The sequence below is a fragment of the Collimonas humicola genome (assembly GCF_018304945.1).
In the GTDB taxonomy this organism is placed as follows: Bacteria; Pseudomonadota; Gammaproteobacteria; order Burkholderiales; family Burkholderiaceae_D; genus Collimonas; species Collimonas humicola.
On the sequence record NZ_JAGQEE010000004.1, the window covers coordinates 408,714 to 425,644 of the forward strand.

General features: G+C 55.7%; 14 protein-coding genes and 1 rRNA gene. 7 read left to right on the plus strand and 8 right to left on the minus strand.

Features of this window, described 5'->3' with window-relative positions; all coding sequences use genetic code 11:
• Positions 1-600: 600 nt before the first annotated feature.
• The 6 genes from KHU30_RS15785 to KHU30_RS15810 all read left to right on the plus strand — a co-directional run bounded on the left by KHU30_RS15785 (position 601) and on the right by KHU30_RS15810 (position 9,242).
• Complete coding sequence (locus KHU30_RS15785) at positions 601-3,114, plus strand: RHS repeat protein (RefSeq protein ID WP_211443567.1); 2,514 nt, start codon at positions 601-603, stop codon at positions 3,112-3,114.
• Positions 3,111-5,528, plus strand: a complete 2,418-nt coding sequence (locus KHU30_RS15790) for an RHS repeat protein (protein ID WP_211443568.1) — start codon at positions 3,111-3,113, stop codon at positions 5,526-5,528. Before KHU30_RS15785 ends, KHU30_RS15790 begins: the two co-directional genes overlap by 4 nt.
• Positions 5,525-6,217, plus strand: coding sequence for a hypothetical protein (locus KHU30_RS15795; RefSeq protein WP_211443569.1), 693 nt, complete (start codon positions 5,525-5,527; stop codon positions 6,215-6,217). Before KHU30_RS15790 ends, KHU30_RS15795 begins: the two co-directional genes overlap by 4 nt.
• Positions 6,218-6,346: 129 nt before the next feature.
• The gene (locus KHU30_RS15800; protein WP_211443570.1) at positions 6,347-7,672 is read left to right on the plus strand and encodes an IS4 family transposase; all 1,326 of its coding nucleotides are present in this window, start codon (positions 6,347-6,349) and stop codon (positions 7,670-7,672) included.
• Positions 7,673-7,933: 261 nt separating this feature from the next.
• Positions 7,934-8,749 (plus strand): transporter substrate-binding domain-containing protein, encoded by an 816-nt coding sequence (locus tag KHU30_RS15805; RefSeq protein ID WP_211443571.1) that lies wholly within the window; start codon positions 7,934-7,936, stop codon positions 8,747-8,749.
• Between the two features lie 166 nt (positions 8,750-8,915).
• Positions 8,916-9,242, plus strand: coding sequence for a barstar family protein (locus tag KHU30_RS15810; protein ID WP_211443572.1), 327 nt, complete (start codon positions 8,916-8,918; stop codon positions 9,240-9,242).
• 8 nt (positions 9,243-9,250) lie between these two features.
• On the opposite strand, the gene KHU30_RS15815 is transcribed toward KHU30_RS15810, so the two are convergent.
• The 7 genes from KHU30_RS15815 to KHU30_RS15845 all read right to left on the minus strand — a co-directional run bounded on the left by KHU30_RS15815 (position 9,251) and on the right by KHU30_RS15845 (position 15,443).
• A complete protein-coding gene (locus KHU30_RS15815; protein ID WP_211443573.1) occupies positions 9,251-10,069 on the minus strand; it encodes a phosphodiesterase in 819 nt (272 codons plus the stop codon).
• Complete coding sequence (locus KHU30_RS15820; protein ID WP_230427405.1) at positions 10,066-11,127, minus strand: ABC transporter ATP-binding protein; 1,062 nt, start codon at positions 11,125-11,127, stop codon at positions 10,066-10,068. Before KHU30_RS15820 ends, KHU30_RS15815 begins: the two co-directional genes overlap by 4 nt.
• Complete coding sequence (locus KHU30_RS15825) at positions 11,124-11,927, minus strand: ABC transporter permease (protein ID WP_211443575.1); 804 nt, start codon at positions 11,925-11,927, stop codon at positions 11,124-11,126. The genes KHU30_RS15820 and KHU30_RS15825 overlap by 4 nt, the downstream gene beginning before the upstream one ends.
• A gap of 12 nt (positions 11,928-11,939) precedes the next feature.
• The gene (locus KHU30_RS15830) at positions 11,940-12,713 is read right to left on the minus strand and encodes an ABC transporter permease (protein ID WP_211443608.1); all 774 of its coding nucleotides are present in this window, start codon (positions 12,711-12,713) and stop codon (positions 11,940-11,942) included.
• A gap of 62 nt (positions 12,714-12,775) precedes the next feature.
• Positions 12,776-13,783 (minus strand): ABC transporter substrate-binding protein, encoded by a 1,008-nt coding sequence (locus KHU30_RS15835; protein ID WP_211443576.1) that lies wholly within the window; start codon positions 13,781-13,783, stop codon positions 12,776-12,778.
• A 26-nt stretch (positions 13,784-13,809) separates the two neighbouring features.
• Positions 13,810-14,838, minus strand: a complete 1,029-nt coding sequence (locus KHU30_RS15840) for a LacI family DNA-binding transcriptional regulator (RefSeq protein WP_211443577.1) — start codon at positions 14,836-14,838, stop codon at positions 13,810-13,812.
• 149 nt (positions 14,839-14,987) lie between these two features.
• Complete coding sequence (locus KHU30_RS15845) at positions 14,988-15,443, minus strand: GNAT family N-acetyltransferase (protein WP_211443578.1); 456 nt, start codon at positions 15,441-15,443, stop codon at positions 14,988-14,990.
• 140 nt (positions 15,444-15,583) lie between these two features.
• Here KHU30_RS15845 and KHU30_RS15850 point away from each other — a divergent pair, with 140 nt between their 5' ends.
• A complete protein-coding gene (locus KHU30_RS15850) occupies positions 15,584-16,444 on the plus strand; it encodes a patatin-like phospholipase family protein (protein ID WP_211443579.1) in 861 nt (286 codons plus the stop codon).
• A 169-nt stretch (positions 16,445-16,613) separates the two neighbouring features.
• On the opposite strand, the gene rrf is transcribed toward KHU30_RS15850, so the two are convergent.
• A 5S ribosomal RNA gene (gene rrf, locus KHU30_RS15855) occupies positions 16,614-16,726 on the minus strand.
• Positions 16,727-16,931 lie beyond the last annotated feature (205 nt).

A 16,931-nucleotide genomic window follows, 5' to 3' on the forward strand; every position in this document is an offset into this window, starting at 1 on the left:
ATATAGTGCTGTCATTATTTGGGGGAATTTTGGGGCTAAGTGGGCTCCAGAATGACAACATAATGACAGCATTTTATTTTCTGAACTGCCCCCCCCACAGCACAAGTCCCTGCGATCGGCCTCTTCTGGTGCATTGACGCGCCTCTTCATTCAATATTTCATATTAGATAATTTTTCCAGCATTGCGCAGCAGAAATAGTGCAAAGTGTTGTTATTTCGTTGCCAATAAATGTGCACCTCAATAAACAGTGAGTTCTGGATTGCCGAAATTGCTTTCCCGTAATACATTTGCGTTGCCGTATGTAACTTAATGTAAATAGAACGTAACACATCTGCAAACCTAGATGGCTCGAAGTTGCCGATCTTGTCGGTAGTTCTGGCACAGTTTCTTAGTTGCGTAAAAAGAATTTAAACAATAACGGCGCAATGCCATCGACGTCGGCGCTGTTGATGTCATTCGGCATTTATTGCTAGACGAGCGGGGGAATATGGCGATTTCAGCGTTCTTTTTTGAACGAAACTCACCGGTGCAAGAGCGTGAGAATGAAACCAGCTGCAAATTTTCTCACCCATTAGCCGTATAAACTTCTCAGAAATGAAATGACTTTCACGGAAAACCTGATGCACTTTCGTCAATCCAAAAACAGCTACTTGAGATCGGTCTTGAAAATAATTTTCGGCTTATTTTTATGCGCGACACTCACCGCAAACGCGCAAGATTTACCACAACAACGCATTGTTCGCGTCAAACCTCTCATATTATTTACGGGTGCCATTACCAGCAATCCTCTACTACCTATCGCACCCTATTCTTCCCCCGATGTTAGTGACAGTCCCGATGCGGTGTTTGCAGACTTAAAGAACCATTATGATCAATGCACGGAGAGTTCGTGTTATCGCATCAATGGCCTCAAACAGTTCGGCAACCACATGACGAATGGAGTTGTTGACAACTATAGTTCCGAAAGAGATCTTTGCGATGCCGCGGGGGAACACTGCAATACGTACGATGACTATAGTGCGATATGGATAGCTGGGTACCCTAGTTGCCCGACAGGTAATCGCACTTATAGCCTGAAACAGGTAGATATTTCCCCTTCCAATGCTCAGGCATATTGCGAGGCAACTTTACCTTTTTCCGAAGCTTGCGATGATTGCGACGGACTAGGCAATCCGATCCATCCCGGCACCGGAGAAAAGTTTCAGATTGAAACCGATTATCTAAGCGCAAACGGTGCGCTCACATTTCGACGAATATATAGAAGTACGAATGGGATGTTCAGTTCTCCATTGAACAATATCTGGATCGACAATTCATCGAATCTGACTTTCAATGGAAAATGTGAGCCTGGCGACATCATTGTCCAAAGCGGCACAACCTCCAGTTCTGGAGAAACGCCGAGCATTGCTCGTCATTGGCCTTCGTGTTTTCCGTATGTTGGAAACGGCGATAAAAGCTACTCATTGTTATCAGAAAAAGGGCGAATCTTATTCTTCGATAGTAGCTCAGGAAAGATCGTTGGCAAGGCCGATGTCAATGATATCGTGACCACACGCATCGGCGCATCGGGCGGTTCCGAATGGGTACTCCAGCGCAGCAACGGCGATACGGAAATTTATAACTCGGCAGGCCAGTTACAAAGCAAGACAGCGCTTGGCGGCACCAATAAAATCACCTATATCTATTCAACGACAGCGACTCTCGCTTCCGTAGCACCATCACCTGGTTTTCTGATTCAGATGACGGATCAGTCTGGACGCCAACTTAATTTTACTTACGATGCCATCGGTCATATGGTTTTAATGACAGATCCCATGGGCGGTACGTATCGATACAGCTACGATGTGAATTCTCCCGGTGATTTGATCAGTGTCACCTATCCAGATGGGAAAGTGCGGCAATATTTGTACAATGAAGCAGCCAATATTAACAATGGCGTTCCTTGCGAGGGTGCTTCAAATAATCTACCGCGTCGCTTAACCGGCATTACAGATGAAAACAATGTGCGCTTCGCCATATTCAAATATCAATGCAACGGGTTGGCGATCAGCACAGAACATCAGGCGAATGTGGACAAGTACAGCTTCTCTTACCTAGATTATTTGGTGGAGATGAATACAACCGTTACTGATCCTCTGGGTACCACGCGCAGCTACAAATATTCGAACGTGCTGGGGGTGAATAGACTTACGGGCATAACGCAACCCAAACTTGGCACCGCCGACATCGTAAATAAAACCGTGGAGCGCGATGCGAATGGTAACGTGACCTCCCTTACTGACTTCAATGGCAATGTCACCACCTATACCTACGATCTGACCCGCAATCTGGAAACCAAACGAACGGAGAGCTCCGATACTGCACAGGCCCGCACCATCAGCACTGCATGGCACGCGACCTATCGCTTGCCGGTCAAGCTTGCCGAACCCAAGCGCATCACCACGTTCACTTATGATGATTTGGGTAATCTGTTGACCAGAACCATGCAGGCAACCACCGATGCCACTGGCACCAAAGGATTATCACCGTCCGTCACAGGCGTGCCACAGGTTTCTTCCTACACTTACAATAGCGCTGGCCAAATACTCACCAGCACCGATTCGTTGCAGCACACGACAACTTACACCTATTACCCATCCACCGATACCGCTTTGCCGCCAAATCATTATGTCGGCGATCTGGCGACGGTCACCAATGCCGCCGGCCAAGTGACATCGTTTACTCAGTACGATGCTAACGGCCGACTGCTTGCAATGACGGATGCCAATGGCGCGACGACTGCCTTGACCTACAGCCCACGCGGCTGGCTGACCGGCAAGACGGTGACCTCTGGCGGTACGGTTGAAACCACCACCTATGGCTACGACGGCGTCGGCCAGTTGACACTGGTCACACTGCCCAATGCCTCCACGGTCAGCTACACCTACGACCCCGCCCATCGCCTGACCAACATCGCCGACAGTCTCGGCAACAGCATCGCCTATACCCTGGACAACATGGGTAACCGGATCAGTGAACAAGTCAAAGATCCAAGCGGCGCCTTGGCGCGTCAGACCAGTCGCGTCGTAGATGCCTTGAATCGCATACAACAAATCACGGGAGCAGTGCAATGAGAGGGCGTTTAATGGGGAAACAAGCGGGTATCAAGACCCTGGTCAGTGCGGTACTGTTCACGCTGGCCTACAGCCCGCTGCTGGGCGGCGTGAATGGCACGGCAGCACTGGCGCAAGCGGTCCAGAACACGACCACCAGCTATGAATACGATGCCATGGGCAATCGGACCAAGATCACCGATCCCCTGGGGAACATCACGACCCAAAGCTACGATCCGCTAGGGCGCTTGATCCAGCAGGTACAACCGGTCCCAGTCGCAGGCGGCGCCAGCCCCACCGTCAGTTTTACCTATGACGGCCAGGACCAGCTCAGCACCGTCACCGATCCGAGAAATCTGGTAACCAGCTATACCGTCGATGGCCTGGGTAACCAGAACGCGCTCACCAGTCCCGATACCGGCAGTACGAGTAAAACCTATGATGCCGCCGGCAACCTGAAGACCCGTACCGATGCCCGTGGCAAGACCACCAGCTATAGCTACGATGCCCTCAACCGTCTTACCCAGATCAGCTATGCCAGCGGCACTCCCACCCAGTTCGAATACGACGGTGGTACCAGCGGCGCTCCGAACGCCAAGGGTCACCTGACCCGGATGATCGACGGCTCCGGCCAGACCACCTATGCCTATGACGGCTTTGGGCGCTTGCTGACCAAGGTGCAAACACTGAGCAGCACAGGCACTAGCAGCACGATCAGCTACGCCTATGGCAGCAGCGGCACTACCACCGGTAAATTGATCAGCACGACTTACCCCAGCGGCAACCGGATCAACTACGGCTATGACGCTGCAGGACGAGTCAACAGTCTCACCCTGAATCCGACCAATACCACCGGTGGCGGCACCAATACCGGCATCAGCCCCCCCTTACTCACCGGTATCGGCTACCAAGCCTTTGGTCCTGTGAATGCCTGGACCTGGGGTAATAGCAGCAGTACCAGCACGAACACCTATGCCAGGGGCATTGATCTGGACGGTCGTGTCACCAGCTACCCACTGGGCAATGCCCTGAGCAACGGCACCAACCGGACCATCAGCTACGATGCGGCTAGCCGTATCACCGCCAGCAGCCACAGCGGTATGGGTACCGGCAACAACGCGCCCACCAACTTCAATCAAAGCTACGGCTATGACAACCTGGACCGGCTCAACAGCGTCACGGGCAGCAGCAGTACCAGCAACCAGAGTTTCCAGTACGACCAGAACGGCAATCGGACTCAGGCGACGTTCGGCAGCGGCAGCTACGCCAATACGATTGCCGCGAACAGCAATCAGCTGACGGCCACGACTGGACCAACACCGGCCAAGAGCAACACCTATGACGCGGCAGGCAATCTGACCAGTGACGGCACCATCAGCTATATCTATAGCGATCGTGGAAGAATGGTCAGTGCGACTAACGGTGGCAATACTGTCACGTACACCCACAATGGCATTGAGGAGCGAGTACAAAAGCAAGGGCCGACCAGCATCATTGCCACGGGCAGCAACAGCTATGTGTATGACGACGCGGGACACCTTATCGGCGAGTACGATGCTAATCAGCAGGTCATTGAAGAGACGGTATATTTGGGTGACTTACCGGTGGTAGTACTGAAGCAAACCGTAACAGGAACCGGAACAAGCCAGACCATCGCGACCAACGTCTATTACGTTTACGCCGACCACATCAACACGCCACGGGTGATTACGCAGGCGACGGATAACCAGATGGTGTGGCGTTGGGACAGTACGGATCCGTTTGGATTGCAACCGCCGGACGAGAACCCGAACAGCCTGGGTACCTTCACCTACAACCAGCGTTTCCCGGGGCAGCTGTATGACAAAGAGACCAACAATTTCTACAATATCAACCGGGACTATGACCCGCAGTTGGGGCGCTATGTGCAGTCTGATCCAGTTGGGCTGAGTGGTGGGATAAATACCTATGGCTATGTCGGGGGGAATCCGGCAGCCAGAACTGACACGACTGGATTGTTCTGGGATGAAACCGGAGCATACCTGGCACCGGCTGCTACTGCCGTAGCTACAGCTACTGCGCCAGTTACAGCTGTCGCCGCTGGTGCTTTCGGTGCTGGTGTTTCTACGTATCTAGCGTGTCATTCCGATGATGAAGATAAATGTAAGGCAAAAATTGCTGAAGTTTACAGAGCTATGGCCGCGGTTGAAAAGCGGCTTGCTGACCTTTACGTGGACCGATACAACCAATACAATATTGCTCGGAGTGTGCCGTCCCCATCGCTGCCAAAGGGTACCGGGAGTTGGGACGGACACCAGTCTGCAGCACGCGACGCAAAAACTTGGCTAGGCCGTGCGATTAAAGAAGCGTTAGCAGCAAAATGTCAGGTTCCACCATACGCCTGGGATTTATTAAAAGCACCAATTCCAACACACCCCGCGCTACCAGTAAAATGAACCCGATCACTGACAAAATAGCTATGTTGCTGAGCACCGACTGGTTTTTTGGGAAATGGCACCTCTGGGGGCTGCAGTCGGCTGAAGACGTTCGGCGTTCGATGCAGCAGCGCTGTCGTTCAATTGTTCTCGACCTGCTAGCAGGGGAATCCGATTACTGGGAAGTCTCTTTCACTGAAGAGAGACTTCGGCGAACCTTCGACGATTTTTTCGTTGCAGCTACTGAATCCAAAATGTTGGGAAAGGACATTGATTTCTTGCGGCAAGTGGCAAGTGAAACGGTGCTGGAATCTCAGGAAATGAGTGACATTTCATTACTGGAGATTCTGACTCAGATGCTTGTTTCGGACTTGGATTCTGCATCGAAATCCGGAATGCCAAGAGAGCTTATTTCGAAAATTGCGATGTTTTTCGAAGACCTGTCCGTGTCGGGGGTGATCTCAGAGTGTGAAAACCCCAAGTCTGACTGGGATAAAAAAATTCGTGATGCTACTGCTGATATGCCGACAAGACTTGGCGATTTCCTCCTCGCAGTACGCGAACAACGCCACCATTTCATTCAGTTTTGGGAACGTCTGGTCGCAACGACATCTCGAGAGGAACGAAATCAACTACGCATTTGGTACAATAATGCCGCGTTTGACTTGTTCGGATCCCAGGTAGATCTTCCTACTAATCTAATAGACTAATCTTGAGTTCTCACGATGGATGTAGCCAAATACGCAGGGGCAATGACCCTAATGCCGTTCAGTTAAGACTGAACGGCATTTTTGTTTTTAAGTGTTGTAAACGCAATTGGAGGCTGTTAACCTGCGTGCATGCTTGATGACGCGATCCATTTTATGGCTGAAACTCAGGAGGCACCCAACTGGGAGCGCCTGGGGCAACATTTACCATATGAGTGGATAGAGAAGGCAATCAATTACACTGGCAAGGCGAGCATCCGGCACCGTCGGCTCCCAGCCGAGCAGGTGGTCTGGTTGGTAGTTGCCTTGGCGCCGTATCGGCATCAATCCATCAGCGAAGTCATCGACGATTTGGATCTGGCCCTGCCAGATGTCCAAGCTCCGTTCGTCAGCAAGAGTGCGGTCGCGCAAGCACGCCAGCGACTTGGGGCGGCGCCGTTGCAAGCGCTGTTTGAGTTATCCGCCCGCGCGTGGTGCGATCAGGACAACAAACACTACCAATTCAAGGGCTTGAGGTTGTTCGCCATGGACGGCACAACCTTAAAAACGGTTGATACGCCAGAACACCGCCAGCATTTCGGCGCCCAACGCTACGCCTGTGCCGTGTCGAGCTATCCTCAGATACGCGGGGTCACGCTAACGGATGTCTCGACGCACCTGATTCGTAGTGCTGCCTTTGGTCCCTACGGTACGCACGAAATGCAGTATGCCAAAGAACTGGTGTCCTCTATTCCCGACGATTCCCTCACGGCCTTTGACAAAGGCTTTTTGTCGGCGGAAATCTTATGCAACTTAACTGGCCGGGGCAACAATCGCCACTTCATCATTCCAGCCAAAGCCAACACGAAATGGGAAGTGCTAGAGGAAAGCGCTGGCGACGCATTAATCCAGATGCGCATATCGCCGCAGGCGCGTCGCAAATGTCCTGAACTGCCCGAATTCTGGCAGGTACGAGCCATTACCGTAATCGATCCATCTGCGCGCAAACAGATTCTGCTTACATCATTGTTCGATCGTAAGCGTTACAAAGCCGTCGACATTACTGCGTGCTATGAACGACGTTGGCAAATTGAAACGAGCTATCGGGAATTGAAGCAGACTATGCTGGGCAAGACTCTGACGCTGCGCAGCAAAACGGTAGAAGGCGTCTACCAGGAAATATGGGGAACACTGACCGCGTACAACTTAATCAGACTGGAAATGGCAAAAACGGCGCTAGCCGTGAAATGTGAACCGACTGAAATTAGCTTCGTGCGTGCCTTTCACGTCATCCAGTACGAACTGCACTGGGCCGCAGTAACTCGCTCATATGGCAAGTTGCCGGCTCTGTTGCAACGCTTGCGGCAACGATTAATCGCCCTGCTGAACGAAGACCGACCCGGTCGACATTGCGACCGGGTCGTCAAAGCGCTACCTCAACGTTACTCCGTTCGGGTCCTGAAAAGAGACCTTAACTGAACGGCATTAACCCGACGGGTGGTCTTTTTTATTGGTGCTTGACGTGACAGGTGCCGATCCCACGGTCCAAAGCATTTGCAAAAGCCTGCTCCCGGTCAAAGTGGGCGGCGCGCAACAGCTGTCATCCCTCCTCGATTATTCCGTATACAAACTTTCCACTCGGACATAGAATCCGGTGCTGCTGGGCATCGCAGCAATGTCTCTGCCATTGTTATCGTGGATGGACATGAACTACATTCAATTCATTCTGGGAGTCTTCTTGTGAAGCGTTACGCCGGTGTTGTTGCATGCATTTTTGTCTATTTCATTGCCATCGCAGGGGGCTTGATTCCCGCCAAGGAGAGCCGCGCAGATGCGATGGACGATATCCAGAGCCGGCGCGCGATTCGCGTCGCGGTGCCAAAAGATACGCCGCCGTTCGGCGCGGAAGGCCAGTACAAGTCGCTGGAAGGATTCGATATCTCGATCGCCAAGATGATTTCGCTGGAGCTGGGAGTCAAGCTCGACATGGTGCCGCTGGCCAGCGCGGACCGCATTCCTTCGCTGCTGAACCATCATGTCGACCTGGTGATTTCCAGTCTCGGTAAAAATCCGGAACGCCTGAAGCAGATCGACTTTTCACAGGCATACGCGCCGTTTTACCTGGGTGTGTTCGGCGCTCCCAGCCTGGACGTAAAAAATGCCGCCGCTCTGTCCGGCAAGACTATCGCCGTGCTCAAGGATTCGATCGAAGATGTCGAACTGACCAAGATTGCACCGCCCTCCGCCATCGTCAAACGCTTCGCCACCAGCAAGGAGGCGGAAAAATCCTATCTGCAAGGCGAGTCCAAGCTGCTGGCTGCCGGTAACGTGCTGATTTCCGCCTTTACCAAGGAACAGGCGGAAGGCACTCAGCTGAAGATCGTGTTGAAAGATTCGCCATGCTTCATTGGCGTTAACAAAAACGAAACCGCCCTGCTGAACAAGATCAACGCGATGCTGACCAACATCAAGAAAAACGGCATGCTCAACGTCAATGCCCAGCGCTGGTTCAAGGCGCCCTTGCCTGACAGCGTATTGCGTAGCGGGATCGAATAAGCAAAGCTGCTGCCTGCGGCGAATGAAAAGGGGTTCCGTCGGCGGAACCCCTTTTTCCATTTCTGAGTCCTGATCTTATTGATTCCGCCGGCGCCGCCGTGGCGCGATCGGCCGCCAAAGATGTGGTAAGTTCGTGGCATGACACTTGATATGCAGGAGAACCGACATGCCAACCGCAAGCCTGAATGGCGAAATCATCACCGGCTGGGACAGCTTCCATAGCGAATCGGCCAAGGCGTTCGGCTTCCCCGAATTCTACGGCCGCAATATGAATGCCTGGATCGATTGCCTGAGCTATCTGCGCGACGAGGACGGCATGAGCAAATTCCGCCTCAAGGAAAACGAGGTGCTGAACATTGAAGTGCTGCACAGCGATAAACTGCGCCAGCGCGCCGCCGAAATTATCGAAGAGCTGGAATTCTGCATTGCTGCGATCAACGAGCGCTACGACGATTACGGCGAAAAGCCGGCGCTGAAACTGATCCTGCGCTAGAGGATGGCTTAATCGATCAGGTCATCGCCGTCATAGAACGGATACGGCCCGTCAAACTCTCCGACATAGGCAGTGTGGCTGATCAAGCCGTGCGCCGCATCCCACAGATGCAGCTGGAACGCCGGCGGTTCCATCACGAAGCGGGACTCTGCCTGCGGGCTCAGATCCAGCGCTACCTGATGGGCGACGCCGGGACAGGTCGAGGCGATGCTGCCGCCGAAACGCACCTGGATGGCGCGATGCAGGTGGCCGCACAAGATCCTCTCCACCTGCGGATGGCGCTGCACCACGGCGGCCAATGCCTGCGGCTGGGCCAATCCGATTTTATCCATGTGGCCGATGCCGGTATGAAACGGCGGATGGTGCATGACGATGACGGTCGGCTTGTGCGGCTGCGCCGCCAGCACCTGATCCAGCCAGAGCAAACTATCGGCGGCCAGTGCGCCGCCGCTGGAATGCGGAATGACCGTATCCAGCGCCACGATGCGCAGCGCATGATCGTCGATCACGTACTCTATTCTGTCCCGGCTTTGCTGAAGATATAAATGTTCGGGGAAGGCCGCCCGCAAAGCACTGCGTTCATCGTGGTTGCCGGGGATCAGGTAATACGGCAGCTCCAGCGCTTGCAGCAGCTGGCGCAGGAATGCATATTCCTCCGGCAGACCGAAATCCACCAGATCGCCGGTAATCACCACGGCGTCGGGCCGCTGCCTGAGCTCGTTCACCTGCGCGATGCAGCGCCGCAGGCTCTCCGCGGTATCGACGATGCGATAAGATTTCTTGCCCTGCGCCTTGATGTGCAAATCGGATATCTGGCAAAGAATCATGCTGCCGCCTCATCCTGGAAATGCAACAAGGCGTGCTCATGCACGCGCAGCGCGATGTGTTCACCCACTTGCCAGGATGCGCCTCGCCCCGTGTCGACCACCACCGCCTGCTCGGCGCCGACATCGACCAGCAGGCGGGTGCGGTCCCCCAGGAAGAAGGTCGATAGAATTTCTCCCTGCATGTTGGCAGCATCCATGTCAGCGGCAACAACCTCGACATCTTCCGGCCGGAACATCAGTGTCGCCCGCAGCCCGGCGGACGTAGTATTGCATGGCAGCCGGCCGCCGCCAAAGCGCAGCTGGCCGTCGCTGGCGACGCCGCTCACGCGGTTCATGGTGCCGATGAAATCAGCGACAAAATGGCTGGCGGGGCGGTAATAGATATCCTGCGGGCTGCCGATCTGCGCGATCCTGCCGCGCTCCATCACCACCACGCGGTCGCCCAGCGCCATCGCCTCGCTCTGGTCGTGCGTCACATAGATCGCGGTGATGCCAAGCTTGCGCAGCAGCTGGTTGAGATCGACGCGCAACGTTTCGCGCAGCTTGGCGTCGAGCGCCGTCAGCGGCTCGTCGAGCAGCAGTACCTTGGGTTCGACTGCCAGCGCACGGGCCAGGGCGACCCGCTGCTTCTGGCCGCCCGACAATTGGTCGATGCGGCGCTGTCCTAATCCTTGCAAATGCACCATGTCAAGCAAGGCGTCGATTTTTTCCACGCGCTGGGCCGCAGGCATCTTGCGGATCTTCAAGCCGTAGGCGATGTTTTCGCCGACCGTCATGTTCGGGAACAAGGCGTAATTCTGAAACACCATGCCGACGCCGCGCTTTTCTATCGGCAAAGCGGTAACGTCTTCGCCGCCGAACAGAACCTGGCCGCCGGCATCGGGAAATTCCAGGCCGGCGATCAGACGCAGAGTGGTGGTTTTTCCGCAGCCGGACGGACCCAGCAGCACCACGGTTTCACCGGGATGGATTTCCAGTTCTATCGGCTGCAGCGCCTGCGCGCCGTTGGCGAAGGTCTTTGCGCACTGGATCAATTTGATGGAAACGGCATTCTTCATAAGCGGACTCTTGAGCGTGTGGCGTGTGTCACCCATTGCATGGCGACCAGCAGCGGGATGATCATCAGGAAGAAAATCAGCGTATAGGCGGAACCGACTTCCAGCCGCATCGAGGCATAGCTGTCGGCCAGCCCCACCGGCAGCGTCATGGTGAGCGGCGTATGCAGCATCCAGGTGATATTGAATTCGCCTATCGACAAGGTTACCACCATCAGCGCGCCGGCCAGGATGCCGGAAAATACATTAGGAATCACGATGCCGAAAAAACGCTGCGCCAGGCCGGCGCCGAGGCTGGCCGCGGCTTCTTCCAGCACCGGCAATTGCGCTGACTGCATCACTGCCAGCACCGGGCGCACCATGAATGGCAGAGTGAACAGTACATGGCCAACCAGGATAAACAGCAGGCTGCCGCGAAATTCACGATACTGGCCGTAGGCCATGATCAGCGCCAGCGCGGTAGCCAGGCCTGGCACGGCGACCGGCATCATCAGCAATTCTTCGATGGCGCGCGCCAGGCGGCTGTTGCCGCCGTTGTGGCGCGCCAGCATATACGCCAGCGGCACGCCAACCACTGTAGTGACTGCCACGCAGGCCAATGCGATTGCTATCGAACGCCAGATGGTTGCCTGGTAGGTATCCCAGACTTGCACTACCCAGCGCATGGTAAAACCGCTGGACCAGCCGATGAAAAAATTATCCGTGATCCCTGCCAGCATCGACAAGATGATGGGGACGATCAGGAAAGCGCATACCAGCAGGGTGAATCCGAGCTGGAGATAGAAGCGAAATGATTGCTGCACCTTCTCCCCCTTCTAAGCCGCAGCGCCGGCGGCATTGCCTGACCAGGAACGCGCCAGCGCCAGCACCAGCCAGGTCATCGCTCCCAGCACAATCGACAATGCTGCCGCCATCGCAAAGTTGGCGTAGCTGGTGAATTCGTTATAGATCGCCATCGGCAGCACATCGATATTGGTGGCCAGTGTAAAAGCCGTGCCGAAAGCGCCGACGCTGGTGGCAAAGCAGATCGCACCGGATGAGATCAATGCCGGCGCCAGGGCCGGCAGCACGACGTTGGCGAATACCTGCAGGGGATTCGCGCCCAGCGAACGGGCCGCCTCTTCCAGCGCAGGATCAAACTTTTCCGCGGCAGCGATGATCGTCAGGATGACGCGCGGAATCGAAAAATACAGATAGCCGAGGAACAGTCCGCCGAGCGAATAGGCAAATACCCAGGCATCGCCGAACAGCCAGTTGCTGACGACGCCGATCAAGCCCTGACGCCCGGCCAGCATGATCACCATGAAGCCGACCACCACGCCGGGAAAAGCCAGCGGAAAGGTCAGCATGGCGAGCAGCAGGGCTTTGCCGGCGAATCGGTTGCGTTGCAAGAACAGGCCGACCAGCGCTGAAATCAGCAAGGCCGCCAGGGTCACCGCCGCCGACAGCAGCAGCGTCGAGAGCAGGCTCATCAAGTAATGGTGATTGGTAACCACTGCAAAATACGCCGCAATGCCGGTCGGACCGCTGGCGCCGACTGCCGCCAGGCGCAGCATCGGCAGCAGCCAGAAAGCCAGGAACAGCGTCATGCCGGGCAAGGCAAATAGCAGGGTTAGATGGCGCCGCGAACGCCGCTTCGACAGCTTGATTGTCACCGCACTTCTGCCTGATAGCGTTCGCTGAATGCGCGCTGGGCCTCTGCCATCTTGCCGTAGTCTATCGACTTGGCACGCGCATATTCCGTCGCCGGCAGGAAGTGCGACTGAGCTTCCTTGGAAATCGCGGAAGCGCGCACCGGCCGCAGATAGGCATTGGCCCAGATCGCCTGGCCCTCATTGGATAGGAGGAAATCCAGCACCTTCTTGGCGTTGGCCGGATTCGGGCCATTTTTAACCAGGCTGACAACGTAAGGCACAGTCAGGGTTCCTTCGCTGGGGATAACGAAAGCGACATTGGCTTTATCCTTGAATTTGGCGCGGTAGGCATCGAAATCATAGCCGAACAGAATCGGGATCTCACCCGACAGCAGGCGCGCATACGAGGTCTGCTTGGGGACGATAGGCTGGTTCTTTTGAAGCGCCTTGAAATAGGTGATGCCCGGCGTGAAGTTGTCCAGCGTGCCGCCCAATGCCTGATTGATCGCCACCGCGCCGACATAGCCGACGAAGGCGCTGGCCGGGTCGAGGTAGCCGATCAAGCCTTTGTATTCCGGCTTCAGCAAGTCCTGCCAGGAGCGCGGCACCGGCTTGCCCTTGAGCGCATCGACGTTCACCATCAGTCCCATGGTGCCGGAATGGATGGTGAACCAGTAGCCGTCCGGATCCTTGAGCTCGTTAGGAATCTCGTTCCAGCCGGCCGGCTTGTAAGGCGCGCTCACCTGCTTCTTTTTCGCTTCTATGCCGAAGGTCACGCCGACGTAGGTGAAATCGGCCACCGGACTAGCCTGCTCGGCGATGATCTGCGACAGCGACTGGCCACTGTTCTTGTTATCGGGCGGCACCGTGATGCCGGTCTTGTCCTTGATGGCCTTGATCTGCGTTGCCCAGTCCGCCCATTCCGGCGGACAGTTGTAGCAAATCGCATTCTGGGCGCCGGCATGGAGCGAGGCGGCCAGTCCGGCGGCGGCGATCATGGCATGGAAAACACGTGCTAAGCGCATGCTGCTTCCTTTCTATGTTAACGGGATTAGCTGGGAATGGTGAACGGTTTGACCGACGCGCCGATGCGGACGGTATGCGGCAATATGTGCGACGCGGCAGGCGGATGGCCGCCCTGCTGTTCTTCGATTGCCGTCACCAGCGAACGCAACGCCAGTTCGCCGATCTGCTCGGACGGTTGTTCGACGCTGCTTAGCATCGGATCCATCAGCTCGCCCAGCGGAATGCCGTCGAAGCCCATCACTGAGATATCGTCCGGCACGCGCAAGCCGAGTGCGCGCAAGTCGCGCATGACGCTCAGGGCCAGCAAGTCATTGGAACAAAACAAGGCGCTCGGCCGTTGCGTGGGGTCGCGGAATGCCTGCAGGCATTCGAGCGCGAGCGAGGCGTAGGTGTGACGCGCCACTTCGATCGGTGCCAGCGGCGCCAGGCCGTGCTGCTGCATCGCCTGCAGGTAGCCGTGATAGCGCTGCAGGGCGCGGTCGGAAGCGTGGAACTGGCCCGCCAGCATCTGGATGCGGCGATGGCCAAGCTTGATCAAGTGACTGACAGCGTCATAGGCGGCGGCGTAGTTATCGACTGACACCGACGGCCGCGCGCTCCGTTGCGGCTGGTTATACACCAGCAGATACGGTATCTGTTCACACTCAAGCACATCCAGCGTGGTGCTGGCTTCGGCATCGGCGACAGTCAGGATGACGCCATCGACGCGGTGGGCCAGCAGCAGTTCCACCGCAGCGGCCTCGTCCTGCTGGCGGTATTCGGTGGCGGTGAACATGACCGAATAATCGCGCTGGCGCGCCGCCGTCTCGATACCCTGCAGGCACTGCGCAAACACCGTGTTGGACAAGGTCGGCACCACCACGCCAACCGTGTGCGAACGGCCGGCGCGCAGATTGCGCCCATTGAAATTCGGCCGGAAGCCGAGCACCTCGATGGCCTGATTGACCTTGCTGGCGGTATCGACGCTGACTGAGTCCGGCTGGTTCAGCAGACGCGATACGGTGGCGATGGACACGCCGGCTTCTAGAGCAACTTGCTTGATGGATGGACGCACGATGCAACCCGCGATGTAAACGTTTACATCTTGCCAGCGCATTGTTACGCGCTCATGACTGCGGAACTGTTTGCCGGCTTAAATCGGTAGTTGTTGTATTGACGGCTTACGTCGGGGATGATCTTCGATGGCTGTCGCGCCGGGTCTGGTCAGCGCGCGGGACGAAGATAGTAGATGTCCCACTCCTCTTCGGCGAGCAATTCAAAACCATGGCGCTGATAGAAACGGTTGGCGTCGCTTCCTCTCAGAGCGCCTACGCGCAGAGGTAATGCCAGGGCATCGGCTTCTTTAAAGATCTGGGCCAGCACAGCGGCTCCGATGCCCTGCCCCTGATGTCCGGGACGAATATAGAGATGATCCAGCAGCAATTGATCCTGGCCAGGTTTGACGACCACAAAACCCAGCCTCTGGCCATCAGCGCTGATATGCCTTGTGTCATTGGCGGAAAAACCTGAGCGGAACCGTTCCCTCGCGCGCACAGGATCAAAGCGGCCGATGCGTTCCAGGCTCTCGCGCATGGCGGCGATGCGCAAGGCCACCAGTTCTTCAAAATCGGTTTCAACCGCCTGGATCAGTGTGATAAGCGGCGCACTTGCTGCTGACATATGTATTTTCAGATTTTTTCTGCGATGGATTCGTCCATTTTATCGCAATCCACGGGACTAGCTGCTGGCGAAGTAAGACCTGCAGGAGTAGCCTATACAGATCGCCATGCAGCAGCCTATGGCTATTCACGGGTTACCTTATGGAAAAGACCGCATTTGTATTCGCCGGCGGCGGCAGTCTTGGCGCCATTGAAGCCGGCATGTTGCGCGAGCTTATCGCTTCCGGAGTGCGCCCGGATTTCCTGGTCGGCGCCTCTGCCGGTGCCATCAACAGCGTGTTCTTCGCCTATCAGCCGCATTCTGCCGGCTCGCTGCGCCTCGAATTCCTGTGGCGCGGCATCCGTCGCGAACAGATCTTGCCATGGTCATTTGTTTCCTTGCTGGGGGCCTTTCGCGGGCGCGGTACGCACCTGGTCAGTTCGGGAAAATTGCGTGAGCTGCTGTACGAACACTATGGCAACCGCAAGCTGGAAGATGCCGATCTCCCTGTGCATGTGGTCGCCACCGAGATGAAAACTGGTAATGAAGTGGTGATTTCATCCGGCTCTGCAGTGGACGCGGTACTTGCCAGCACGGCGATCCCTGGGGTATTTCCACCGGTTGAGCTGGATGGCAACATGCTGATCGATGGCGGTGTCGCAAACAATACCCCCATTTCCACCGCAATCCGTTTGGGCGCCACGCGTGTCATCGTGCTGAGCACTGGATTTACCTGCGCCGAACGGCGTCCGCCGAAGGGAGCGCTTGAACATGCCATGAGTGCACTCAACCTGCTAGTGGCGCGGCAGCTGGTATCGGATCTGGAGCGCTGGGCATCGCATGCCGCGATTGCCGTGGTCACGCCCTTATGTCCGTTGGACGTTTCACCATACGACTATAGCCAGTGCGGCTTGCTGATCGACCGGGCGGCAGCCGAAACCCGTCTCTGGCTGGAGGCAGGCGGACTGGATAATCGCGAAATTCCGGGTGGACTCAGGCCGCACTCCCATGCCGTTGGTTAGGTTTAGCGTTTGAGCCGCTATTTAGCGCGTTGAAGCGCGCTTTGCAGCGGTGAATTCCAGTGGCTTTCAGAGGGGATTGGCTTAGGCGTGTCGATTTTCGTCATTTGCAAACTGTTCGCGCAAAGCAAAAACCCTCTAAGCGGTAAGCTTAGAGGGTTTTTTAATAAAAGCCTGACGATGACCTACTTTCACACTGGTTGCAGCACTATCATCGGCGCAAAGTCGTTTCACGGTCCTGTTCGGGATGGGAAGGGGTGGTACCAACTCGCTATGGTCATCAGGCATAACTTGTAACCGCTGTGCGTTCTCCAGTAGGAGCAACGACCAACGCAATCTAGAAGAAGTAGTTTTTTATACCGGGTTCACTAGGGTGAGTGAACCCGGTTGGGTATGAATGTCCAAACGATTCTTACGAATCTTGGCAAACAATAAAAGCTCATCATATAACCTGCTAAGGTTATAGGGACAAGCCTCACGGGCAATTAGT